This is a genomic window from Streptomyces sp. NPDC056580, from assembly GCF_042793175.1.
Taxonomy (GTDB): domain Bacteria; phylum Actinomycetota; class Actinomycetes; order Streptomycetales; family Streptomycetaceae; genus Streptomyces.
Genome location: NZ_JBHTVE010000007.1, coordinates 402,498 through 425,916 on the forward strand (window position 1 = coordinate 402,498; position 23,419 = coordinate 425,916).

Genomic DNA, 23,419 nt, shown 5'->3' on the forward strand with positions numbered 1-23,419 from the left:
GAGGCGTCGGGTCGCCGACCAGACGGGCACCGCGCCGGCTGCGCGCGCACACTGCGGCAGAAGGGCCCGCCATGGCTTACCTTCATGACCCGAACCGCCGCGCAGTTCCTCCTGCCGCACAGTCGCACGGCGGGCAGTTGCCTCGGCAGCGGCCGCCCACGCCGTACGTCCGCGACGAGCCGGAGCCGCCGCTCGCCGCACGCGCCGACGCCGGCGCACGGGTGGCCGGCTGCCGCAGTTCAGTGTGCTCCGACTGCAACCTGGGCTTCGGTCGGCACGTGCACCTCCATATGCGGTCGGCGGCGGCCGAGGTGGCAAGGGCACGCGCCCTGGCCGGAGCTGCCCTGACCTCGTGGGGCTGCCCGCCGGGGGTCGTGGACGACGGCCGGTTGCTCGTCAGCGAGTTGCTCGCGAACGCGGTCAAACACGCACCCGGTACATCGATCACTCTGGACGTGATGCAGATCGGTGACCGTCTGTGGGTGGAAGTCACGGACGGGTCCATGACACAACCCGTCGTCCGTCAGGCGGATCCGCAGGAGGAGCAGGGCAGGGGGATGTTCCTGGTAGAGGCGATCGCCTCGGCCTGGGGTGCGCACCGGGAGCGCCGCGGTCGCAAGACCACCTGGTGCACGCTCGCCGTCGTCGGGCGCGGCACGACGCCGTCCCCTCGATGAGCTGCGCGCCGGCCGACCGGGCCACCGCGTCGCGGCTCGTCACCGTTCGCGTCGATCTGCGATACACGCGGCGCAAGGAGACATGCACGAGCACTCGAGAGGACCTCCGCAGGCCGTGCGGGTAACGCCCGCGGCGGGCGGGTGGGCCGGCAGCACCCGAGGGAGGATCAGTGAACCGCGTGGGTGAAGGCACGGGCCGGAGCGCGTCTGTGCTCGAACACAGCCACCTGTACGGGTGGGAGGTGCACCAGGTCTGCGACAGCAGGCACCAGCAGGGTCCGTGCGGGACGTGCACGACCGAGCAGAGCGCGCGGGTCTGCATAGAGGCGGCCCTGTCCGCCGGGACCCGGCCGGGCGTGCATTCCTGGGGACTGCTCAGCCTGGTTCCGGCGGCGCCGCGGCAGCCGAAGTCGTCGAGGCCCGGGACCCCGATCGCCCGGGCCGTGCTCGGGCCGGACGGGACGGTCGCCTGGCAGCCGCCCGGTGGCCGGGGACTCGTGCCGGCGGAGGGACAGGGTGCGGGGCCGATGCAGTCGCGCGGTGACAACCTGTCCTCAGCGCTGAGCCGTTTCGCGGACGCCGCACAGCGGTGCCGGTTGGCGGCCGGACTCTCCCGCGAGGAGGTCGCCGAGCGGACGCGGTGCGCCGAGGCGGACGTCGAACGGATGGAGAACGCCGAGCAGATGCCCTCCCGCAGCTACGCTGTGGAGGCCGACCGGCTTCTCGGCGCGGACGGCGCTCTGGCAGCCCTGTGGCCGCCTCTCGTCAGATCCGCCTATCCCGAGTGGTTCTGGCAGGTCGTCGAGTTGGAGCAGCAGGCCAGTTTCGTCCAGGAATTCGAGACTGTCGCCATACCTGGTCTGCTACAGACGGAGGCCTACGCTCGTGCCGTCTTCTGCACCGCCCATCCGACAGCCTCAGCGCTGCAGATCGAGCAGTTCGTGACCGCCCGGCTCGACCGGCAGCGCATCCTGGACAGACCCGATCCGCCGCAGATCATGATTGCACTCGATGAGGCGGTGCTGCGTCGCCGCGTCGGTGGGAGCCGGACCATGAGCGAGCAGCTCGGACACCTGCTGGCGATGGCCGACCTGCCCAAGATGCACGTACAGGTCGTCCCGTTCAGCGTGCGTGAGCACCCCGGGAGCATGACTCCCTTTCGCATCATGGGCTTCTGCGAGGGCCCGGAGTTCTTGTACGGGGAGTCGTTCATCGGAGGCCAGGCAACCACCGACGCCCATCAACTCGGGCAGCACCACGTGGCGTTCAACCTGATCCAGGCGCGTGCGCTGTCCCCGCAGGCCTCGCGCGTCCTGATCCGTCGGCTGAGGAAGGAAATGGAAGGTGGACCCGACTGAGCTGCGCTGGCGCAGGAGCAGCCACAGCATGGGAAACGGAGGCAACTGCGTGGAGGTCGCTGACACCGAGCACACCGTCTTCGTCCGGGACAGCAAGGACCTTGACGGTCCGGCGTTCCGGTGTGGCCGTGAACAGTGGCATGCGTTCGTCACGGCCCTGGGCGACGACTGGTACTCACCACGGATGTCCGCGCGCCCCGGCCTGTGCTCGCGGGCTTCCCGGCCGTTCGGGCCGGGCTGCGGCGCATATCGGTGCCGGTGAACTGGCCTTTCGGAAAGGGGACTTTTACACTCGCCATTTTCATCACCGGCCCGGTGCCTCTTGGTTGCGGCATCGGGTGCGCCAACGAATTGATTCCCCGCCGGCCCGAGCCGGTGGTTCGCCTCGAAAGAAGGTCCAGCCATGGGTTCGGTACGCGGGCATGCGGTGGTCATCGGCGCGTCGATGGGCGGGCTGGTCGCGGCGCGTGCGCTGGCCGGGAGATTCGCCCGGGTGACGGTCGTGGACCGGGACTCTCTGCCCGGGGACGCACGGGATCGGCGAGGGGTACCGCACGGCAGCCACGCACACGCGCTGCTCGTCAGCGGGCAGAGCACGCTCGAAGCGCTGTTTCCCGGGCTGACCGAGGAGCTCGTCGCGGGCGGAGCGGTGCCCTTCGATCCCGGATCGGACCTGCTCTTCCACCAGATGGGCGGCCACCGCGTCCGGTTTCCCAGCGGATTGCAGGGAATCAGTCTCACCCGTGCCTTTCTGGAGCACACGATACGGGCCCGCGTGGCGGCTCTGCCCACCGTGCAGGTCCGCGACCGTCTCGCGGTGTGCGGGCTGACCGGATCGGCCGGGGCGGTGAGCGGGGTCGAACTGGAGGGGGGCGAGAACCTCGCCGCGGACCTGGTGGTGGACGCGACCGGTCACAGCGGCACCCGGTCCAATCGGTGGCTGCGTGCCCTGGGTTGCCCGACGCCCGAGGTGGTCACCGTCAAGGTGGACGTCGCGTACGTCACCCGGCTGCTGCGTCGCGGTGCCGGCGACCGGCTGCTCGACGGCGTACTGATGTACCTGACGGCCGGCGTTCCGCCGCGCGACAAGAGGGCGGCCGCCGCCTTCCCCGTCGAGGGCGACCGGTGGGTGGTCACCCTGGCCGGCTGGCACGGCGCCCACGCGCCCGTCGATCCGCAAGGGTTCGCGAAGTCCGCCGCCGAACTGCCGACACCGCACATCGGTGAACTCATCGCCCGCGCCGAGCCGGTGGGTGAGCAGGATGCGAGCAGGTTCACCTATCCACAGTCCTGCCGGCGTTTCTTCGAGCGGCTGCGGCAGCCGCCCTCGGGCTACGTGGCGATCGGGGATGCCCTGTGCAGCTTCAATCCGGTGTACGGGCAGGGCATGAGCGTCGCCGCGCTGGAAGCGGTGGAACTCGGCCGCTGCCTGGACCGGTTCGGCACCGCGTCGTACCGGATGGTCCGCGCGTACTATCGCGCGGCGGCCAAAGTGATCGCCGGCCCGTGGCAGGTGGCGACGGGCGGCGATTTCATGTACCCGGAGACGGTGGGCCACCGGCCCCCGGGCACCGACCTGATCAACCGCTATGTCCGACAGGTGCTGCTGGCCAGCCACGTTTCGGTGGACGCCCACCGCGTCGTCCTCGGCATGCAGCACCTGCTGGTCCCGCCAAGCGCGGCCCTGAGGCCGGTCACGGTGGTGCGCAGCCTGCTGGCCGCCCGCCGGTCACCGGCCCGCACGTGAGTTGCGCGCCGCACGCCCAGGGCGGCGGCCACCACGCTCCCGCGGCCCGGTGCCGGCGAGCTGCCGCCGCGCATCGGGTTGCCTGAGCGCCAGGAGCGCAAAGGCTCCCAGTGATTGCCTGCAGTTCGCTCATTTCCTTGCGGCGCGGAAGGCTTTGCGCCCACCATGTTCACACTTTGCGCTCTCGATGTACTGCTGGAGGTCCTGTGACTGCACCCCCGGGGAAAGGGGCGGGTCTCTTGCGCCGGTGGCCAGGCCACGTCGCACAGGATCAGTGCGCGTGTGTGGGTCCGCGGCGCGCCGGCGTCTTCCGCGTCGGCCGCGAAGCCGCACGTCGCGCACTGCGGGAGGCCGCCCCCGACCGGTGTGTCGGCTCCTGCACGGGTCCGGCCCGCATCACTCCCGTCCTGCACGGGTGACGACGGCGGAGTGTGGCATGCGCTATCAGGTCCTCGGTCCGCTCGGACTGTGGCGCGGCAGCGAGGAGATTCCCCTGGCTCCGGCGAAGTGGCGGATGCTGCTGGCCGTGCTGCTGTGTGATGCAAACCAGGTCGTCTCCACCGACCGGCTGGTCACGGAATTGTGGGGTGCCGATCCCCCGCAGAGCGTGGGCAAGCTCCTGCAGGGCTATGTGTCGCGGGTACGGCGGGCGCTGGGGGACGAGTCGGGCCGGCTGCTGGTGACCCACGCACAGGGGTACCGGGCCCACGGCTACCGGCTCGTCGTGGGCCCGGGCGAGGTCGACGCGCACCGGTTCGTGGAACTGATCGAGCAGGGCGGGCGCGAGCTCGTCGACGGTGCAGCCGAGACCGCCGCCGAGTACCTGGAGGAGGCGCTGGGGCTGTGGCGCGACGCCCCCTTCGCCGACGTGCCGCCGACGCCCGCGCTGGAGGCGGAGGCGACGCGCCTGGCGGCGTTCCGCACGCAGGCGCGGGAGTCGCGCATCGAGGCCCGGCTGAGGCTGGGCCGCCACGAGGCGGTTCTGGACGAACTCGATACGCTGGTGGCCGAGCACCCGCTGCGCGAGGCCTTGCGGGGCCAGTTCATGCTGGCGCTGTACCGGGCAGGCCGGCAGGCCGACGCGCTGGCCGCCTACCAGGACCTGCGGCACCGGCTGGCCGAGGAACTCGGCATCGAGCCGGGCCCGCCACTGCAACGGCTTCACCAGCGGATCCTGCGAGCCGACGCGTCGTTGCTGCCCCCGCCCCGACTCCCTGCAGAACCGGCGCCGACTCCGGACCGCAGGCCCGTCGTGGTCCCTAGGGAGCTTCCTCACCTCAGCGCTACCTTCGTCGGCCGTGCCGCCGAGAACTCGGTGCTGCACCGGCTGCTGCAGGACGGCGGTGACGGACGGGTGGCGGTGGCCGTCATCGACGGTGCCGGTGGGGTGGGCAAGTCGGCTCTGGCCATTCACACCGCCCACCAGCTCACCGACCGCTTCCCGGACGGCCAGTTCTACGTCGACCTGCATGGAGCCACCGCCGGACTGACGCCCCTTGAACCCGATGAGGTTCTCGGCCGGTTCCTCACCACGCTCGGTGTCCCGGAGGTAGCCATACCGTCCAACACCGAGGAGGCCGCTGCCACTTTCCGCTCCCTGGTGGCCGACCGACGTTTGCTGATCGTACTCGACAACGCCGCCGGCGCCGAGCAGGTCCGGCCACTGCTACCTGCCGGGCCCGGCTGCGCAGTGCTGATCACCAGCCGGGAGTTGTTGACCTCCCTGGACGGCGCGACGCACCTGCATCTCGGCGTGATGTTCCACGACCAGGCGACCGCCCTGCTGGAGCGGCTCGTCGGCCCGGAGAGGGTCGCCGCGGAACCCGAGGCGACCGACGCGATCGTGCAGTTGTGCGGACGTCTTCCGCTCGCCCTGCGCATCGTCGGCGCCCGTATGGCCGCCCGCCCCGGCTGGCCCCTGAGTACCTTCGTGGAACGGCTGACCGATGCGCAGAACCGGCTCGACGAGATCCAGGTGGGAGATCTGTCGGTGCGCGCCAGTCTCCATGCCAGCTACGACGGCATCTGCCACAGCGGCAACCCCACCGATCTGGCTGCCGCACGCGCCTTCCGCTTATTCGGAATGGTCCCAGGTCCGAACATGGGACTGAAGGCGGCGGCCGCACTGCTCGACGTGGACAGCTGGCAGGCCGAGGACGCGCTCGAGCGGCTGGTCGACGCACATCTGCTACACAGCCTTGCCCCGGGCCGCTACCAGATGCACGACCTGATCCGCCTCTTCGCATGGGAACAGGTGATTGCGCAGGAGCCGCCCACCGAGCGCGAACGGGCCCTCGAACGCGTGCTGCGCCTCTACCTCGCCACGGCCGAGCGGGCGGTGGCCTTCCTCGACGTGCCGCCGCAGCCGTCGCACCGCACTGCACAGGACCCCGGCGCCCAGGGCGCCGCGCCGACGCCGTCGATCCGGGACCGCCGCGAGGCCGAGGCATGGCTGGACGTCGAGCGGGCGAACTTGATGGCCACCGTCACCCACGCCGCCACGCAGTCCGACTCCACGGCGCGGCTCGCGGTGCGGCTGACGCGGCCGCTGCATTGGTACCTCTACCCGCACGCCCGCGCCCGGGAGTTGCGTACTCTGGCCGACCTGGTCGTCGCAACCGCCCGGCGCCTGGGTGACCTGGAGTGCGAGGCGTGGGGCCTGGACCACCTGTCCGCAGTGCACTGGCTGCTCCGCGAGTACGACGAGATGCACGAGTGCCTTCACTCGGCGCTAGCGCTCTGGCGCGCGACCGGCGACCGTGACGGCGAGCTGCGCACCCTGGCGAACCTCGCGCACGCGCTGGCCGAACAGGAACTGTACGAGGAGTCCGTGGCGGTGCAACGCCGGCACCTTGCTCTGGCACAGGAGGCCGGAGACCGCATGGCCCAGGTGACCGGCCTGGGCAACCTCGGACGGGCGTTCGTGGGTCTGGACCGGACCGAGGACGCGCTGTCCTGCCTGCGGCAGAGCCTGATGCACGCCCGAGAGATCGGCGAGCGGGCCCTGGAGAGTCTCGCCCTCAACGAGATCAGCTTCATCCTCTTCGACCAGGGCAGGATCCAGGAGGCACAGGAGCACATGAGACACGCGACCGTCCTGGGGGACGCAAACCTCGGCGCGTACGTGCGCTGGCGCGGCTACACCTGGAGCGCGTTCTTCCCCGCCTGCCTGACACTGCGCGTCGGCCCCCCGGAAGCGGAGGAGCCGGCCAGGTGACGATTGCTCGATTCACCTGCACACACCGCAGGACCTTCCTGGTGGCGGCCATGCAACCAGCGGTCCCCTTGCTAGGAGATCTGATGGAAGTCACTGCACACTCCGACGAGCAGATACTCCGGATCACGCCGACCGTCGACCCTCCGGGCCTGCGCCTGGAGGGGGAGCTCGACGCGACACGGCACCATGAGGTCATGGAGGCGCTGTCCCCGCTGTCGGCCGGGGGCGGCGAGGTGCGACTCGACCTGGCCGGACTGCGCTTCATCGACCTCGGCGCCCTGCGGCTGCTGGCAGGCCTGGTGGAGCACCGCGGGAACGGGGTTCGGCTCGTCCTGGACAACCTGTCGCCGCAGATGGAAAGCCTGATCGAGACTGTCAGCTGGGAGCGCTTGCCCGGACTCGTCCGGGGGCGGAAGGAGACCGCATGACCGCCGAGGCACCAGGGGACCGGCCAGTGCAAGCCGGTCCGACGAGCGCACCGCAGCGAGTCCAGCACTGCGCTCTTCTGTACGAGGACGAGCAGGAGTTCCTCGCAGGCTCCCTGCCCCACTTGCGCGAGGGCATCGACGCCGGCGACCCGACATTCGCGGTCACCCCCCGAAAGGACGCCGAGGTGCTGCGCGACTCGCTTGGCCGGGACGCCTCGGCGGTCCAGTTCATCGACCCGTCGGACTTCTACAGCACTCCGGTGCGGGCCATGGCCGGCATGATCGCCGTCGCCCGGTCCCTCGGCTCACGCCCGGCGTGGGTGGTGGCGTCGGCGGACTGGTCGAAATACCCGGACGCGATGGAGTGGGTCCGCTACGACTCGATCTTCAACATGGGCTTCGCCAACGCCGATTTCCGGGGCTACTGCTGTTATAACACCGCGGTCCTCTCCCCCGAGGTCATCTCACTGGTGCGCCAGACCCATCCCAACATCCACGAGGGCGCCCGGCTGCGCAAGAACCCGGACTACCGCAACCCTCGTGACTTCGTCGCCGACGTCGACAGCCGCCCGTTGCCGCCCTCCCCGCACTCCGCCGCATCGATGGAGGTCCGTCCCGACGATCTGCACGCCGTACGGGCCTTCGTCACCGAACAGGCCAAGCACTGCCACGTGGCGGGCGACGCGCTGTACAACCTGCTCGTCGCCGTCACCGAGGTCGCGACCAACGCCGTCCGGCACGGCCGGGCACCGGTGTCCCTGCGCGCCTGGCCCGACAACGGCCTCATATGCGAGATCACCGACTCCGGCCACTGGCAGCCTGAGGAGTTCCTCAGCTGGGTACCACCGGAGTCCGCCCTGAAGTCCGGCTTCGGCATCTGGGGGGTCGGCATGCTCTGCGACACCGTCCAGGTACGGACCGGCCCTCAAGGAACCGCCGTTCGCCTGCGGGTCTGCAGGACCTGAAATGAGCTGACGTTGGTCGGGTTGCTGCGGAAGTACGGGCCGTCGACGGCCACCCGCCTCGCGGAGCGGCTGGACGTGAATTCCGGGACGGCCAGCTATCACCTGCGCCAGATCGATGCGGCGGGCTTCGTCGAGGCGGTCGCAGAACGTGGCAATGCACGAGAGCGCTGGTGGCGTTCGGTCCATCAGACAACGGAGCTCAACGACCGGAAGCTGGCCGACCGGGAGCCCGAAGCCGCAATGCCTCACGCGTGGCGGGGCTCCTTCGACATGAGCGACTGGGCCTCGCGGCTCACCTCTGAGGAAGCCATCTCCCTGCGGCAGGAGTTGCGCGCCGTCATCACCCGGAGCCAGCCCGAACCTGGTGCGCTGGCACGGCAGTTGCTCCTAGCGGAGTGACGAGGCCACTGGCGAATGGGTTTTCGGCCAAGAGACTCGTCTGGGTATTACCGGCCCGCGTCGTCGAGCGGTTGTCCGGCAGAGGGGTCCAGAAGGTCGGTGCGTCGAGCCCGCCACCACGGCACAAGCTGGACGACGCCGAACGCCACCTCGGCAACGAAGAACAGCCACAGCCAGCGCGGGGCACCGTGTGCCAGCGCATACGCCTGCCACGCGGCGAAAAGCGTGCGCGCGATGCCGTCGAACAGTCCGTGCGCTGGCAGCGGGTTGATGATCCGGAGCAGCGCCCAGACGACCACCACTGAACCCATCAGATTCGCGTAAAGGATCTCTATCGGGTCGAGGGCAGGCAGGGCGCCCAGCCCGAGCGCGTCACCGATCTTCGACAGCGCGTCGTGCACCAGGGCGTAGGTCCACGGCGTGGCGAAACCGGCTGTGACCACGAGGTCGTACCAAGCACTTGTGCGTACGACGCGAAGATAGGCGGGGTGGGAAGGGGCGAAAGGACGGAACACGGCGAGGCTCCTGCTGGTCTCCTGCACGGACGCCACGACGGTAAACAGTGGAGTACTGTCCAAGGTCAAGTCCGCAGTTCAGGGAGAGCCGTGCGTATCGGGGAGCTGGCCGCGCAAGCGGGACTGACCAGGGACACCATCCGTTTCTACGAGAAGATCGGTCTCGTCACGGGGCGGCGTCTGGCCAACGGTTATCGCGACTTCCCGCCGGAGGCAGTGCCCTGGCTGCAGTACGTCCGCACCGCACGGGCACTCGGCTTCTCGCTGGCCGAGATCGCACAGACCGGCGAGGAACTGCGGAACACGCCCGACACCGCCGAGGCGTTGTCCGCGCTGTTCAAGGAGAAGATCAAGGTTATCGATGCGCGTATGGCGCAGCTTGCCGCCCTGCGGGCCGAGCTCGACGCACGTGTTGGCACCGGATGCCCGCTGCGGGCGGCTGGCTGAGCCGGGTGAGCATCGACAAACAGGCCTTGACCTCTCTCAAGGCATTTTCCCAACCTGATCGGGCCGTGGGCGAGTTGGCCAGCTGTACAACGCGACGAAGCTCCTGGTAGTCGGGGTCACGACCAAGATCACCCATGCTGGCCAGGAGCACTTCGTTTGCTTGCCTACCCGTGGTCGGTCGATCTGTCCAACCGCGCCCTGCGCTACCTGAGTGAGCAACTGCGGCCTCGGCGACACGAGATCGGGACGCGCTGGCGGCGGCTCGACCGGCCATTCTACTTGGGCAAGCACAAGAAGCACGGCATGAATGTGCAGGCCATCGCCGACCCGAAGGGCCGCCTCCCGTGGGCTTCACCGGCCCTTCCCGGTGCCGAGACCGCGATGGGCGGCCCACAAGGCCCCGGCACGGCCGGCAGCGTCGGAGACCAGGGCCGCCAGTTCGGGTGTCTCGGGGACAGGGAACGAGACGTACGCGCCACGACCACCACCGACTGGTCTGCCATAGGCCTTCACGGCGAGGTGACCGTCCGGGAGAAGCCGGACGTTGAGTGTGGTCAGCGTGAACGCTTCACCGCGTCGAGTGTCCGTCCAGCGGAGCGTCTGCGGGACCGTCACATTGATCGCCAGAGCACTTACTTCCAGGTCGCTGCTCATAGACGGATGATCCCACGCGAGTTGCCGCATAGCTGCGCGTGGGCGTCGCGTACGGCAAGGATGACCGTCTCCCCTGGAGCGCCTACGTGCCGTGCGGCCGCGGCAGCAGTCGGGGCCTGCGCGTGGAACGGCGGTCCCTTCGAAGATCCCGTATGGTTCGGAATCTTCGTAGCGGCCCGCCGACATGACGCGGGCCAGGGCTGGGAAGTCTTACCCACCGAACTTCGCCTATTCGTCTTCGATGGGGCGCAAAGCGCCGGAGTCGCCGAAGACGATCAGGGTGTCACCGGCCTGCACAGCGGTCTCGGAATCAGGGTTGGGCTCCAGGGCGCCATCGGCGCGGCGGATCAGGAGGGGGAGCGCTCCCTGGCAGGCCTGTCGCAGAGCCCGTCCCACAAGGCGGGAGTCAGCATCGATGCGGATTTCCTCGATCCGGAAGTCGGAGCTGCCGGCGCGGGTGAACTCGAGGAAGTCCACCACGTGCGGGCGGACCGCCAGCAGAGCCATACGTCGGCCGCTGGTGGTGTACGGAGAGACCACGCTGCTCGCGCCGGCGTGGGTGAGGCGTTCGGCCGACGCCGCCTCCGAGGCGCGGGAGACGATGGCGAGAGAGGGATTGAGGGAGTGGGCGATCAGGGTGATGTAGACGTTCTCGGCGTCAGAGTCGACCGCGCAGACCAGGCCGCGGGCGTGAGCGATGCCCGCGCGGCGCAGTACCTGCTCGGAGGCGGCGTTGCCGATCAGGTAGGGCGCGCGCTCACGCTGCAGCCCCTCTTCCAGGGCGGCCTTGTTCTCGATCACTACGAAAGGAATGCCCTCAGCCTCGAATTCGCGGGCCACAGCCTGGCCGACCCGTCCGTAGGCGCAGACGATGAAGTGGTTGCGCAGCGCGTCGATGCGATGCTGCATGCGCCGCCTCCTTCCCGCAGGCCCGAATCGTCCCTCCACCAGTGCCGTCCCGATCAGCCCCAGCGCCGCGACGAAGACCGCGACGCCCACCACTGCCAGCGCGGCAGTGAAGAGCTTGCCACCCTCGGTGAGCCGGTCGGCGCCGGAGAACCCCTCCGTGGTCAGCGTCATCACCGTCATGTAGACGGCATCCGGCAGCGAGAACCCGAACAGCACGTACCCGCCAACGCCGCATGCGAGCAGCGCCAGGAGGGCGAAAGCCATCAAGAGAACCCGCCGCCCCACACCGCTTGGCGGTCGCACAACACCTCCTGCCACTTACCTTTCTCTCAGTGTCCTCGCCGGGCATCTTGCAGCAACACGGCGCTTCAAGGCAGGCGGGACCTTGACCGACGTAGGCTCTGCTCCGCTGGCCGACTGCCTCTCCGATCTGCGTGATCGTCGGAGCTCCGCCGTGAGTGACCAAGCATTAAACGTCTATTGCCTGCGGTGAGTGGGCGCTGCTGTTCGTTCGTCCATGCACCATTGCGCGGACGTCAACCGTCGGCTGCGGTGGTGAGCCCCGCCGTGGGGGCCCAGGATGGACACAGCGGCTGATTACATGCCAAAACTTTGACCACGCATCAACGTCATGACTCGTAGTGTCTTCCGCTGCTTGCGCCGGTGGCTTCGCTGAGCGCGGGTCGCGGGTCCAGCGGATTACCGCGGAGCGCGCCTGGAGTACCAGTTGCCCGCAAACCAGTCCATGAACGCACGGGCGTCGGAGTGAGGAGGGCTGCGATGACTACAGAGGCTGAACTGCTCAAATCTGACGATCAGCGGCTTGAGGAGCTGTTTCGCAAGAGTCCGGCCGGTGAGATCCCCAAAGGTCCGATGGAGGGCTTGGCGGTCTTCCCTGGGGCAGGTCGGGCGGGAGCAAGGCTGCTCGCCCGTCTGGTGAATTTGACCGCGTGGCGGGGCAAGGTCTTCAGCCCGGACGGTTACCTCAGTAACCGGCTCACCACGCTGGACATCCTGTCCATCGTTGCCACGGTCGAGCCTGGCCCGAGCCGTTTGGACGACCAGGAGTGCATCGTCATCGACTACTCCCACACGTCCTTGGTGTTCGGGGGCGTGCGCGACGAGCTCCGTCAGGTCGGCCCGGGCCTGTACCTGGGCCTGATCTGGCTGGCCGGCCGCAAGATCGGATGGTTCACGCTGCGCGACCCCGACAACGCGGAAAGCGCGGAGAACAGCAGCGCATAGGACCGGCCGTGGCCGTGCCGGAACCCCGCTGCTGATCATTGCCGTTCCGAGCGCCCGACCCGACAGGGCGTCCTCCCCGCGAACACGCAGCGCGACCGTTCAGCACGTCGCGTCGGGTAGTCGGTCCGCAGGCGAGGGCTCAGCATCATGCCGAGATCACGAGAGGGCCTGACCGGACTATGAAGTGCCCGCGTAGAGCCGCGTCCCACCCGTCGCGCGTCATGGCACCGGCCAAGCACTCCTGGCACCGGCCGGTCGCTGCCCTGGCGGCATCGGCCACCACGGCACTGGCCCTGACGGGACTACCTGCCGCCACGCCCCCCAGCACGACGCCAACGCTGCACGGCACAGTCACCAGCGAGGGAAAACCGCTGCCTCACGCCGACGTCACTCTCTTCACTGGAGACCGTCAAGGCGTCCGGAAACTGGGGCACGCCACGACCGACGCCAAGGGAGCTTTCCAGGTCCGGCCCACCGAGCGCACGGGCTCGGTGCTGTACGTCGACGCCGCGCCCCACGGCGACCGGTCGCTGCGGCTGCGGTCCGTCGTGGGATTCGGCCCCGGTGGGGGTGTCCCACAGCGCCGGGAATCCGCCGTCACGGTCAACGAATTCACAACTGTGGCCGCCACCTACGCACTGGCCCAGTTCACCGGCCAACGCGGCATCACCGGGCCCAGCCCCGGCCTCCAGAACGCCGCGGCCACGTCCTACAACCTCGCTGATCCGGTCTCGGGCCGTCCGGGCAAGGTCGTCACCGACCAGAACAACGGCGGCAAGAACGACACTCTGGCCACCCTTGGCACCTTGGCCAACCTCGTTTCCCTGTGCGCGCCGGGAGCGGACCCCGGGCGCTGCCACGACATGCTGCGCCTGGCGACACCGCAGCACGGGACCGCTCCCGCCGACACGGCACAAGCCGTGCTCAACCTCGCCCACAACCCAAGACTGGCCACCGGCAAGCTGTACGCCCTGGCCGGCCGGGCACAGGTCTACACACCCGCGCTCGCCGCCGCACCACAAGCCTGGGTCCTGGCCCTGCACTACGCACCACCCGACGTCTACGCACCCGGCCGGATGGCCATCGACGCCAAGGGCAACGTCTGGGCCTCCAACAACTGGCTGCCCGGAACACGAAACCCCAGCCCCTACGTCACCGTGCAGGACGCGGTAGGTAACCCCACCCTGAACAGCCCCATCAGCGGCGGCGGCATGAAGGCGGGCGCCTGGGGCATCGCCATCGACCACGACGGCTCGGTATGGGTGCCCAGCTATGGTGGCGATGCCATGGCGAAGTACTCGTCGAGCGGAAAGCCGCTGTCGCCCGGCACAGGATTCAAGAACGGCGACCTGAACCACCCCCAGGGCACCGCGGTCGACCAGAAGGGCAACATCTGGATCGCCAACTTCTACGGTCTGAAAGGCAGCCGCGGCCAGGGAAGCGTGATCGTCTACCCGCACGGGGACCCCTCAAAGGCGATCACCATCAAGGGCGGCGGCCTCGACCACCCGTTCTCCATCCAGATCGACGGCTACGGCCGGGCCTGGGTCACCAACGCCCGCCTCAACGGGGCAAAGCTCCTGGACACACGCGTACCCAGTGGGCACGTCGGCGGAAGCGTCACCGTGATCGGCCCCGACTTCAAGCCGACCTCGTTCTCCCCGATCAAGGACCATTCACTCGACTGGCCCCTCGGCCTGGCCGTCGACTCCAAGAACAACGTCTGGGTGCCCGCATTCGTCAGCAACTCGGTCATCGAGATCGGGCCGAGCGGCAAGATCACGGGTGTATACAAACTGGCAACCGCCATCGCGCCATGGTCCCTGGCCATCGACGGATCCGACCGCGTATGGGTCGCCGGCTTCGGCTCCCCTTCCGTCTCCGTCCTGTGCGGCGTGAACACCAGCGCCTGCCCACCGGGGTCCTCCACCGGCTCCCTGCTGACGCCGCCCCACGGCTATCGCAGCAACTCCATCCAGCACCTCACCGCCATCCAGCTCGACCAGTCCGGCAATGTCTGGCTGGCCAACAACTGGTCCGAACTCGCCCCGCCCACCGGCGGTAACGGCCTGGTCGAACTCATCGGAGTCGCCACACCTGTCTGCACACCCCTGTCCCCGGTTCCCTCCCGTCCAGCAACGACCAGCTCAACCGCCTGCCCCTCCCAAACCAGCACGCGGCCCAGATGACCGCGCCGGCCATGCCGCCACGTCGGGCCGGTACCCGGGGCTTGCGTTCGATGATCTCGACGCCGATGCCCAGGTCGGTGCCGCGCGCGACGAACTGGTTCCTGAAGCCGCGCTGCCAGCCGCCGTGCGCCGGGAGGTCGGTGCTGTCCTCACCCTGGGCGGTCCCGACCACCCCTGGTGGGGCGTCCGGTTCTCCGCCGTCGGGTGTCGCAGACGCGGGGTGACGTCGGAGGCCGGGGGCCGGAAGCTTCGGGTTCGACGGTTCGCCCCCGCCAGGAGCGGGGGCGGTTGGTGGCGGTCGAGTCGTCGCGGGGCTCCGAGCGGCCAAGTCCCGTAAGCCATCCAGCGGCTCGACCTTTTAAGCCGTACCCGAAGCCCCCCGGGGCCCTCCGATCCTACGAACGACCGGATCGGCCCACGTGTGAAAGGTAGGACAACCTCTAGTCGACGTTCACCGGACCGTCGTCCGACGTCCGCTCCTTGCCCGAGCGCAGCTGCAGCAGCCCCATGGCGCCGGTGTTGTCGTCCGCCTTGGTGTCCTGGTCCTGCCCGCTCATGTTCTGCCGCACCGAGTCGAGGATCGTCAGACCCTGGGACACCAGGCCCGCGGCGATCTCGCCGAGGCCGTCCGCTCCGTTCAGGATGTTCACGTTGGCGCCGGACAGGCCGCCTGCCGCCTCCTTCACGATCTGCGGGAGCTGGTCGATCAGCATCCGGTCCAGCGCGACCCGGTCGTACGAGGCCGCCGCCTCCGCCTGGATCTTCATGCGCTGGGCCTCGGCGGCCGCGAGGATCCGCACCCGCTCGGCCTCGGCCTCGGCCGGCTTGACGACCTCGGCGACCAGCTGCTGCTGGCGCAGCTTCGCCTGGCGCTCGGCCAGCTCCGTCTGGGCGGCCAGCACCTCCTGCTGGGCGTGGGCCTGGGCCAGCGGCCCCGCCTGTGCGGCCTCCGCCTGGGCGCGGTCTACCTCGGCCGAGTACTCGGCCTTGACGATCGCGGTCTGCCGGGCGTACTCGGCCTGCTTTCGGGTCGCCTCCTGCTCCGCCTCGACCGCGGCCTGGGTGGCCTGGGCCTGGGCGATCTGGGCCTGCCGCTGGATCGCCGCCTTGTGCGGGGCCGACATCGCGTCTATGTAACCGGTGTCGCCGTCGTCGATCGACTGGATCTGCAGGGAGTCGACGATCAGGCCGATCGTCGCCATCTCTGTCTTGGAGGTGTCCAGCACCTCGGCGGCGAGCTTCTGCCGCTCGGTGACGATCTCCTCGACCGTCATCGAGCCGATGATGGCCCGCAGGTGGCCGGCGAAGATCCGGCCGGTGAGCACCGACATCTGATCCTGGTCGGAGAGGAACCGCTGACCGGCGTTGATGATGCTCTCATGGTCGTTGCCGACCTTGAAGGCGATGACCGCGCGGACGTGCAGGGAGATGCCCTGCTTGGTGACACAGGTCTCGGTGACCTCCGCCTCGCACATCGACAGGGTGAGGAAGCGGACCTTGCGAAAGACCGGGAGCACGAACTTCCCGTGCCCCGTGACCACTCGGAACGGCGCGCCCCCCAGTCCCCGCCGGCCCCCCGAGATCAACATCGCCTCGTCGGGAGCGGGAACGCGGTATCCGAACATGCTGTACTCCTCAGCTTGCGTCGGCGGCCTCTCCGCCGAGCGCGTCCAATGGATCCACCCACTCGATGACGCCGACCTTCCGGCATCCGCGTGATTCGATCACGAGGACCGTCGTGCCCGCGGGCAGGGGGTCCTCGGACCAGGCCAGAAAGGTCTCGGAGCCGCCTCGGACCCGCACCAGGACCTCGCCGGGGCCCGCGGATCCCCGCGTCCCGATGAGCACCTTGCCCGTGCAGCCGATCACGGCGTCGTCCTGCGGCATCACCGGCCGTCCTCCTTGTTCTGACCTCAGAAGTCTGACGATAGACCCAGCGGGGCCGCGACCCAACGGGTGGGAGGGGCGTGGAGCGTTCCGTGCCCGCCAGGCGCTCTGAGGGCCGGACGGCGGGAGCATGGCGGACGAGCAGCCGGACGCGGACGGCCCTGCACCCGGGAGTTCCGGGGTGCAGGGCCGTACAGCGGAACGGGGTGGACGTAGGGGCCGACAGCGTCACGGACCCTCGGTCGGCAACAGCAGCTGACCGTCCTGGGCGCAGGCGTCGCGGGCGTGCTCCTACACGGAATCGGGTGATCACCGGCAGCGGTCCGGTGTCAGCGTTCGGAGTCCTTGGTGCGGGTGCCTGAGATCGGCATTCATCCGGAAGCCTTGCGGCACTGGGTGGAGCCGGCCGCCACAGGTCGCGTGTGGCCCCCTCCAGCAGGGCGCGCTCGATCTCGAAGTCGCTTTCCTCGGCGTAAGAGGTCGTTCTCTTCCAAACCTCGTGTGCTGCCCGCGAGGGCGTCCTGAAGTCGGCGGACGGCATCCTCCGCCTCCGTGTATTCCTCAGCAGGGGTGTGGGCCGTCGTCCCTATGAGGGCGTATGCCGCCTTCAGTTTGCCGGCGTGTGTGCCGTGCCCTTGGTGCGGATGCGCTGACGGAGGAAGAGAGCAGCGCGCTCCAGTGCCTCGTCGGCTTCGTCCAGGACGCCGGCGAACGCCTGGAAGACATGTGGAACGTCAGCGGTGACGTCCAGGATGACGTCCACTCCGGCTTCCCTCGCGCGCGTGGCCATGCGTGTGGAGTCGTCGAGGAGCATTTCGTTGGTGCCCGCCTGCAGAAGTATCGGGGGGAAGCCGGTCAGGTCGGCGCGGACGGCGGGGGTGAGCATGGGCTGGTGCGGGTCCTGTCCCGCAAGGTACATGGCCCCGGTCTGTTCCAGGCCCTCACGCGTGAAGAACGGATCGATGCCCGCCTTGCCGGCCATGCTCCCGCCTGTCCGGGTCATGTCGAGTCCAGGGGAGAACGCCACGATCGCGGCGGGCACGGGCAGGCCCGCGCCGCGAGCGGCGAGGCAGGTGGCGACAGTGAGGCCGCCACCGGCGGAGTCACCGACGAACGCGATCGCCGAAGGGTCTTCGCCGCTGTCGAGAAGTGCGCGGTAGGCGCTCAGCCCGTCCTCGATCGCGGCCGGGAACGGGTGCTCAGGGGCAAGCCGGTAATCCACCGAGAACGCCCTGAATCCTGTTTTGGTCACCAGGTTCCCCGTCAGCGACATCGCCGTCTCCGGTGAACCGACCACGTAGGAGCCGCCGTGGAAGTAGAGGATTGTCCCGGGCTTCGGAGTGCCGGCCGGCTCGACGAGTACCGCGGGCCGGTCGCCGAGCGTCGCAGTCTGGGTGCGGATCCCGGCCGGGACGATCATTTCGGCCATCATCGCCCGGAACCCGGCGCGGCGCTCCTCCACCGACCGAGGGCCCTCAGACCGGGGCCGCCGGACCATCGCGTCGATCTCCGCGCGCTGTTGCCTGCTCATTGTCGCCTCCATCGCAAGTGCATGCCAAGGAACTATATTCCCAGGCATCTGTGTCGATGCTAAGGTACATGCCATGGCATCTAAGTCAAGCGGTGGCCGGGTCGACCTCCCGCGCTTCTTCGCCGACCTCGTTCGCTGTGAGACGCGCCTCTACAACGCGTTGAACGACCGTCTTCGCGAGGGGCACGGGATCGTCACCTCGCAGTTCGAGTTCCTGCGCTTCCTGCGCGACCACCCTGGGTCCCGGGTGGCGGATCTTGCCGCTGAGTTCGCCATCGGGATCGGTGCGACCAGCAAGGGCATCGACCGTCTGGAGAAGCAGGCATGGGTCATACGGCGAACCAATCCATCGGATCGTCGCTCGTCACTGCTGGACCTGACCGATGACGGCCTGCAACTCGTCGAGGCGGCGGAGGCGACCTTCACTGAAACGCTGGCCGAGCTGACCGGGGGCGCCCTCGGTGGCCCCCCAGGACTGGCCGCCGCACAGGTCCTTTCGGAGCTCCGCTCCGTGCTCGAACGCCATCAGATCGGCCTGCCCACAGGGTGACCGGAAAAGATTCGTTCGCATCCACCGGACGTCCGCCGAACCTGATGGGACGGCGTGTCCCCTGCCAGTACGGTCACCCCCCCGACGCGGCACGCCACCCGTGCCACCGGCGGACGGCGATCACGAGCGCCGGACCGGTCGGCGGTCGCTGCCGGTACGGCGCGTACTTCTCCCGCAGCAGGGCGACGGCCGCCGGGTACTCGCCCTGGTTGCCGGGCGGCAGCACGCGGGCGTCACCGTCCGCGCGGACCCACCACAGCCGCTCCCAGTCCTCGTCGTACGCGTCGACGAGCAGGCAGACAGCCGGGTGGGCCGCGATGTTGTCCAACCGTTTCAGCCGCTGCGACCTCTTCGGCTTCCAGTCGACGGCGGTGACGATCTCCTCGCCGTGGGCCGCGAAGACGACCGGCACCAGATGCGGGCGCAGGCCCGCGTCCACCGTCGCCAGGCGCGCCACCCGCGCGGTCGTGAACCGGCGGCGCGCCTCGTCCTCGGCCATGTGCGGCACGGTCGTCTCCTATTCAGCGGCAGCCGCGAGCTGTCACCGGTGGCCGGACGTGGCCTCGGCCAGTTCGTCCAGGGTCCGCAGCGTCTGGTTCTCCGGCAGGGTCGGCAGATACAACAGGACGCGTTCGACGCCGAGTTCGGCGTAGGTGTCGAGCGCCTTCCGGTCGTACCGGCCCGCGTACACCACGACGGACGGGCGGTCACCGGCCGTCCGCCGCATACGCGCGATGCGTTCACCCAGCGTCTCGAGCGGCGGCTCGCTCGGCATCCACGCCGCACCGTAGGCGGCGACGCGTTCGAAAGCGCGCTCGCTGTCGCCCCCGACCCAGATGGGCGGATATGGCTTCTGGACCGGCTTGGGCCAGGCGTAGACGGGATCGAAGTCGACGAAGTCGCCGTGGAACTCGGCCTTCTCCTTGGTCCACAGCTCGATCATCGCGCGGATGCGTTCGTCCATCAGCCGCCCGCGGACGGCCGGATCCGTCCCATGGTTGCGCATCTCCTCGCGGTTCCAGCCCGCGCCGACCCCGAAAACGGCCCGGCCGCCGGAGATCAGATCGAGGGAGGCGACCTCCTTCGCGGTGTGGATCGGATCGCGCTGGATCACCAGGGCGATGCCGGTGCCCACGAGCAGGTCACGGGTCACCGAGGCGGCCGCGGTGAGCGCCACGAACGGGTCGAGCGTCCGATAGTAGATCCGCGGCAGCTCACCGCCCCCCGGGTACGGGGACTCGCGCTTGACCGGAATATGCGAGTGCTCGGCCAGCAGCAGGGAGTCGAACCCACGCTCCTCCAGGGCGGGTCCCAACGCCTTGGGGCCGATGCCTTCATCGGTGACAAATGTCGATACTCCGAACTTCATCCGCGACCACCTCGTCTCGTCGGCACACCTGCTGTCAGTGTGACGGGGCCGGTCGCTCCTCGTCGGGCATGGACCTCCCGCGGCGTGGCGTGGCGTCAACGGTGTGCGTGCTGTCGCTGAACCGGGCCTGCGCGACGTCGTCGACCGTGGGCGACTTGCCGTTGATGGCGGAGCACTGGTTCCGGGTGTGGTCGATGGCCTTGTCGGGGTCGGCGACCGCGCGGGAGTGCAGCGTGACGATGCAGCTCGGCAGTTCCAGGTGGACGCTCACCGTGCGGGTCTGAACGGCCTGCCAGGCGGTGGAGCGCAGCCAGTGGCCGGGGACCGGCTCGTTGCAGCAAGGCTCGGGAGGTGCTGTGTGGCCGCCACGCGGTGTAGGGCGGCGGGTGCTCCTGGTGGCGTTCGCGCTTCTGGCCTGCTCGCCTGCGGCGTCGGCGGGTACGCGCTGTTCGGGTTCTCCCTGCCGGACGCCGTCCACATGACGGTGATGACGCTGATCACGGAGGGCTTGACCACGAGACGCCTCCCGGCCGTACGGCAGGTCGCGGTCACAGCGCCCGCGCCGCGTAGGCCCTGACATCCGCGTCCGGGTCCGTCGTCGCGGTGGCCAGGGCGGCTCGGGCGTCCTCGACGGCACGGTGCCGGGCCAGGGCCAGTACGGCGGCCTTGCGGACCTCGGCGTTCAGGTCGACGAGGGCCTTGGCGAGGGCCGGGACGGCCAGGTCGGATTCTGCGACGGACAGAGCGGTGGCGGCGCCGGCCCGGACCTGCCAGGCCGTGTCCGACAGGGCCGCCTCGGCGCGTGTGGCCAGGGCTGCCGGGCAGCCCGTCGTGCCCAGAGCCTCGTAGGCCGCCCCCCGCACCAGGGCGTCGGGATCGTCGACGAGCGCGGCGAGGGCCGAGCGGGCCACGTCCGGGCCTGTGCCCAGGGTGGCCAGGGCCTTGGCGATCGTGACGCGGACCTCGCGGGACGGATCGACGGCCGCTGCGCGGGCCACCTCCGCCGAGGCGTCGACCGACACCAGCGCGCGCACGGCAGCGATGCGTACCGCGATGTCCGAGTCCGACAGGGAGTGCGCGAACAGCTCGGCGTCGCCCAGCCGCAGGGCGCGCAGCACGTCCAGCGCGGCGCCACGGACGGCGGGGTCGGCCTCCGACAGGGCGGCCGCGAGGCCGTCGCGCAGGGCCGGTTCCGGTGGCAGCGTCTCGACCAGTTCGCGCAGTGAGGCGACTGCGGCGGCGCGGACGCCGGCGTCGGGGTCGGTGAGCGCCGAGGCCAGTGCAGGTCCGGTGCCCGGCGGCACGATCTCCGTCAGGACCGTGACGGCCGTGCGGCGCACACTGGGATCGGGGTCCGTCAAGTACTGGGCGAGCGCGGAGAGATCAGGCTCGCCCTCCGCGAGGGAGAGGAGTTCGAGCAGGCGGGGTGTGGCCTGCGCATCCGCGTCGGCTGCCCGGGGCTGGGCGGCGGCGGTGCCGGCCGTGGTGGGTTCCTGCCGTGACGCCACCGGTGCCGCTTCCCGGCCCCCTGCCGTCGCCACGTGTTCCGGGTGGACCTCGCCGACGTGCCGGGAGGGACCGCCGGCCGGGGTGAATCCGTCGACCGGGACCAGGTAGGGAGTCACGGGACGGGCCGTGAACTCCATCGCGCCGGAAGGGGACTTGTACAGATCGAGGTGGTGGAACCAGGACGCGTCGTCACGCCGGGGGTGGTCGATACGGTCGTGGTAGAGACCCCAGCGGGACTCCGTACGCGCCAGGGACGCGCGCGCGGCCATCTCCGCGCAGTCGCGGATGAAGGTGACCTCGGCGCAGCGCATCAGTTCGTGCGGGGTGCGGGCGCCCATCGCGGCGATGTCGTCCCGCATCCGCTCGAAGGCCTCCAGGGCCAGCGACAGTCGTGCGCCTGACTTCGGCGGGGCCACGTAGTCGTTGACGAAGCGGCGCAGCTTGTACTCGACCTGGGGCTGCGGGGGGCCGTCCGGGTTGCGCAGCGGGCGGTAGACCAGCTCGTGCGCCTCGCGCAGCTGATCCTGCGGCAACTCGCCTCCGTACGCCTGGTACTGGGCCGCGTCCGCCCCGGCCAGGTCGCCGAAGACGAACGCGCCGATCATGTAGTTGTGCGGCACGCAGGCCAGGTCACCGGCGGCGTACAGACGGGGGACGGTCGTACGGGCGTGGTCGTCGACCCGTACGCCCGAGGCCGAGTGGCCGCCGCACAGGCCGATCTCGGAGATGTGCATCTCCACGTCATGGGTGCGGTAGTCGTGGCCGCGGCCGGAGTGGAACGTGCCGCGGGTGGGGCGCTCGGTCGAGTGGAGGATCGACTCCAGGGCCGAGATCGACTCCTCCGGAAGGTGGCTCAGCTTCAGGTAGACCGGTCCTCGGTCGCTCACGGTCTCGGCCGCGAACTCGGCCATCATCTGACCGGACCAGTAGTCGGAGTCGACGAAGCGTTCGCCGTGCCGGTTGACCTGGTAGCCGCCGAAGGGGTTGGCGACGTAGGCACAGGCGGGACCGTTGTAGTCCTTGATCAGCGGATTGATCTGGAAGCACTCGATGCCGGTGAGTTCGGCGCCCGCGTGGTAGGCCATGGCGTAGCCGTCGCCCGCGTTGGTCGGGTTCTCGTAGGTGCCGTAGAGGTAGCCGGAGGCGGGCAGGCCGAGTCGGCCGCAGGCGCCGGTCGCCAGGATCACCGCACCCGCGCGCACCACCACGAACGCGCCCGTGCGGGTGTTGAAGCCGGCCGCTCCCACCGCGCGCCGGGCCTCGCCTTCGCCCGCCGTCAGCACCCGCACCGGCATCACCCGGTTCTCGATGCGGATCCGCTCGCGCATCTCCCGCCGCCGCAGCTGCCGGTACAGGACCTTCTTGACGTCCTTGCCCTCGGGCATCGGCAGCACGTACGAACCCGAGCGGTGGACCTGGCGGACCGCGTACTCGCCGTGCTCGTCCTTCTCGAACTTCACCCCGTACGACTCCAGCCGCTGCACCATGGCGAAGCCCCGGGTGGCGGTCTGGCGGACGGTGGACTGGTCGACGATGCCGTCGTTGGCGCGGGTGATCTCGGCGACGTAGTCGTCGGGGTCGGCGCGGCCGGGGATGACGGCGTTGTTGACGCCGTCCATGCCCATCGCGAGGGCGCCGGAGTGGCGGACGTGCGCCTTCTCCAGGAGGAGGACGTTCGCGCCGTGCCCGGCGGCGGTCAGGGCCGCCATGGTGCCGGCGGTGCCGCCGCCGACGACGAGGACGTCACAGGTCAGTTCCTCGGCGTCGGTGAGGGCGGGGATCCGCAGGGTCTCGGAGGGGGCGTCTGTGCGGAGGGTCACCGG

General features: G+C 69.7%; 21 protein-coding genes and 2 pseudogenes. 13 read left to right on the forward strand and 10 right to left on the reverse strand.

Annotation, left to right across the window (positions count from 1 at the left end; translation table 11 throughout):
• The first annotated feature begins 71 nt into the window (after nt 1-71).
• From ACFQ9Z_RS18295 to ACFQ9Z_RS18330, 8 genes and pseudogenes are all read left to right on the forward strand, one after another.
• On the forward strand, nt 72-677 hold the full coding sequence (locus ACFQ9Z_RS18295; protein ID WP_383018186.1) for an ATP-binding protein: 606 nt from the start codon (nt 72-74) through the stop codon (nt 675-677).
• A gap of 527 nt (nt 678-1,204) precedes the next feature.
• Nucleotides 1,205-2,035: a Scr1 family TA system antitoxin-like transcriptional regulator gene (locus ACFQ9Z_RS18300; RefSeq protein ID WP_383018189.1), complete on the forward strand. Its 831-nt coding sequence runs from the start codon at nt 1,205-1,207 to the stop codon at nt 2,033-2,035.
• Complete coding sequence (locus ACFQ9Z_RS18305; protein WP_383018192.1) at nt 2,022-2,297, forward strand: DUF397 domain-containing protein; 276 nt, start codon at nt 2,022-2,024, stop codon at nt 2,295-2,297. The genes ACFQ9Z_RS18300 and ACFQ9Z_RS18305 overlap by 14 nt, the downstream gene beginning before the upstream one ends.
• Before the next feature lie 165 nt (nt 2,298-2,462).
• Nucleotides 2,463-3,782 carry an FAD-dependent oxidoreductase gene (locus ACFQ9Z_RS18310; RefSeq protein WP_383018195.1) on the forward strand — a complete coding sequence of 440 codons (1,320 nt, stop codon included), beginning with the start codon at nt 2,463-2,465 and terminating at the stop codon, nt 3,780-3,782.
• Between the two features lie 436 nt (nt 3,783-4,218).
• A complete protein-coding gene (locus tag ACFQ9Z_RS18315) occupies nt 4,219-6,999 on the forward strand; it encodes a BTAD domain-containing putative transcriptional regulator (RefSeq protein ID WP_383018198.1) in 2,781 nt (926 codons plus the stop codon).
• An 83-nt stretch (nt 7,000-7,082) separates the two neighbouring features.
• Nucleotides 7,083-7,427, forward strand: coding sequence for an STAS domain-containing protein (locus ACFQ9Z_RS18320; protein ID WP_383018201.1), 345 nt, complete (start codon nt 7,083-7,085; stop codon nt 7,425-7,427).
• On the forward strand, nt 7,424-8,392 hold the full coding sequence (locus ACFQ9Z_RS18325) for an anti-sigma factor RsbA family regulatory protein (RefSeq protein WP_383018204.1): 969 nt from the start codon (nt 7,424-7,426) through the stop codon (nt 8,390-8,392). Before ACFQ9Z_RS18320 ends, ACFQ9Z_RS18325 begins: the two co-directional genes overlap by 4 nt.
• 6 nt (nt 8,393-8,398) lie before the next feature.
• A pseudogene (locus ACFQ9Z_RS18330) lies at nt 8,399-8,767 on the forward strand (helix-turn-helix domain-containing protein); the annotation flags it as partial.
• 71 nt (nt 8,768-8,838) lie between these two features.
• Here ACFQ9Z_RS18330 and ACFQ9Z_RS18335 read toward each other — a convergent pair.
• Nucleotides 8,839-9,306 (reverse strand): hypothetical protein, encoded by a 468-nt coding sequence (locus ACFQ9Z_RS18335; protein ID WP_383018465.1) that lies wholly within the window; start codon nt 9,304-9,306, stop codon nt 8,839-8,841.
• A gap of 90 nt (nt 9,307-9,396) precedes the next feature.
• Between ACFQ9Z_RS18335 and ACFQ9Z_RS18340 the strand changes: the two genes are divergently transcribed.
• Nucleotides 9,397-9,753: a MerR family transcriptional regulator gene (locus ACFQ9Z_RS18340; protein WP_383018207.1), complete on the forward strand. Its 357-nt coding sequence runs from the start codon at nt 9,397-9,399 to the stop codon at nt 9,751-9,753.
• Nucleotides 9,754-10,017: 264 nt separating this feature from the next.
• Nucleotides 10,018-10,125 (forward strand): annotated as a pseudogene (locus tag ACFQ9Z_RS18345) (IS5/IS1182 family transposase); the annotation flags it as partial.
• Here the strand turns inward: ACFQ9Z_RS18345 and ACFQ9Z_RS18350 are convergent.
• Nucleotides 10,105-10,407: a hypothetical protein gene (locus tag ACFQ9Z_RS18350; RefSeq protein WP_383018210.1), complete on the reverse strand. Its 303-nt coding sequence runs from the start codon at nt 10,405-10,407 to the stop codon at nt 10,105-10,107. The pseudogene ACFQ9Z_RS18345 and the gene ACFQ9Z_RS18350 sit on opposite strands and share 21 nt — an antisense overlap.
• A gap of 228 nt (nt 10,408-10,635) precedes the next feature.
• On the reverse strand, nt 10,636-11,580 hold the full coding sequence (locus ACFQ9Z_RS18355) for a potassium channel family protein (protein ID WP_383018214.1): 945 nt from the start codon (nt 11,578-11,580) through the stop codon (nt 10,636-10,638).
• Between the two features lie 516 nt (nt 11,581-12,096).
• Between ACFQ9Z_RS18355 and ACFQ9Z_RS18360 the strand changes: the two genes are divergently transcribed.
• Together ACFQ9Z_RS18360 and ACFQ9Z_RS18365 are read left to right on the forward strand one after the other, a co-directional pair.
• A complete protein-coding gene (locus ACFQ9Z_RS18360) occupies nt 12,097-12,561 on the forward strand; it encodes a hypothetical protein (RefSeq protein ID WP_383018217.1) in 465 nt (154 codons plus the stop codon).
• 221 nt (nt 12,562-12,782) lie between these two features.
• Nucleotides 12,783-14,750, forward strand: coding sequence for a hypothetical protein (locus tag ACFQ9Z_RS18365; protein WP_383018220.1), 1,968 nt, complete (start codon nt 12,783-12,785; stop codon nt 14,748-14,750).
• A gap of 440 nt (nt 14,751-15,190) precedes the next feature.
• Here the strand turns inward: ACFQ9Z_RS18365 and ACFQ9Z_RS18370 are convergent, their stop codons facing one another.
• The 3 genes from ACFQ9Z_RS18370 to ACFQ9Z_RS18380 form a co-directional block, all read right to left on the reverse strand.
• Complete coding sequence (locus tag ACFQ9Z_RS18370) at nt 15,191-16,375, reverse strand: flotillin family protein (protein ID WP_383018223.1); 1,185 nt, start codon at nt 16,373-16,375, stop codon at nt 15,191-15,193.
• Between the two features lie 10 nt (nt 16,376-16,385).
• On the reverse strand, nt 16,386-16,637 hold the full coding sequence (locus ACFQ9Z_RS18375; protein WP_383018226.1) for a hypothetical protein: 252 nt from the start codon (nt 16,635-16,637) through the stop codon (nt 16,386-16,388).
• Nucleotides 16,638-17,244: 607 nt separating this feature from the next.
• Nucleotides 17,245-18,168 (reverse strand): alpha/beta hydrolase, encoded by a 924-nt coding sequence (locus tag ACFQ9Z_RS18380; protein ID WP_383018467.1) that lies wholly within the window; start codon nt 18,166-18,168, stop codon nt 17,245-17,247.
• 73 nt (nt 18,169-18,241) lie between these two features.
• On the opposite strand from ACFQ9Z_RS18380, the gene ACFQ9Z_RS18385 reads away from it, so the two are divergent.
• Complete coding sequence (locus ACFQ9Z_RS18385) at nt 18,242-18,718, forward strand: MarR family winged helix-turn-helix transcriptional regulator (RefSeq protein WP_383018228.1); 477 nt, start codon at nt 18,242-18,244, stop codon at nt 18,716-18,718.
• Between the two features lie 73 nt (nt 18,719-18,791).
• On the opposite strand, the gene ACFQ9Z_RS18390 is transcribed toward ACFQ9Z_RS18385, so the two are convergent.
• The 4 genes from ACFQ9Z_RS18390 to ACFQ9Z_RS18405 form a co-directional block, all read right to left on the reverse strand.
• Nucleotides 18,792-19,226 carry a TIGR03668 family PPOX class F420-dependent oxidoreductase gene (locus ACFQ9Z_RS18390; RefSeq protein WP_383018231.1) on the reverse strand — a complete coding sequence of 145 codons (435 nt, stop codon included), beginning with the start codon at nt 19,224-19,226 and terminating at the stop codon, nt 18,792-18,794.
• A gap of 33 nt (nt 19,227-19,259) precedes the next feature.
• The gene (locus tag ACFQ9Z_RS18395) at nt 19,260-20,087 is read right to left on the reverse strand and encodes an LLM class F420-dependent oxidoreductase (protein ID WP_383018234.1); all 828 of its coding nucleotides are present in this window, start codon (nt 20,085-20,087) and stop codon (nt 19,260-19,262) included.
• Nucleotides 20,088-20,121: 34 nt separating this feature from the next.
• Nucleotides 20,122-20,565 (reverse strand): hypothetical protein, encoded by a 444-nt coding sequence (locus ACFQ9Z_RS18400; RefSeq protein WP_383018237.1) that lies wholly within the window; start codon nt 20,563-20,565, stop codon nt 20,122-20,124.
• A gap of 70 nt (nt 20,566-20,635) precedes the next feature.
• Nucleotides 20,636-23,416 (reverse strand): fumarate reductase/succinate dehydrogenase flavoprotein subunit, encoded by a 2,781-nt coding sequence (locus ACFQ9Z_RS18405; RefSeq protein WP_383018240.1) that lies wholly within the window; start codon nt 23,414-23,416, stop codon nt 20,636-20,638.
• Nucleotides 23,417-23,419: the final 3 nt, after the last annotated feature.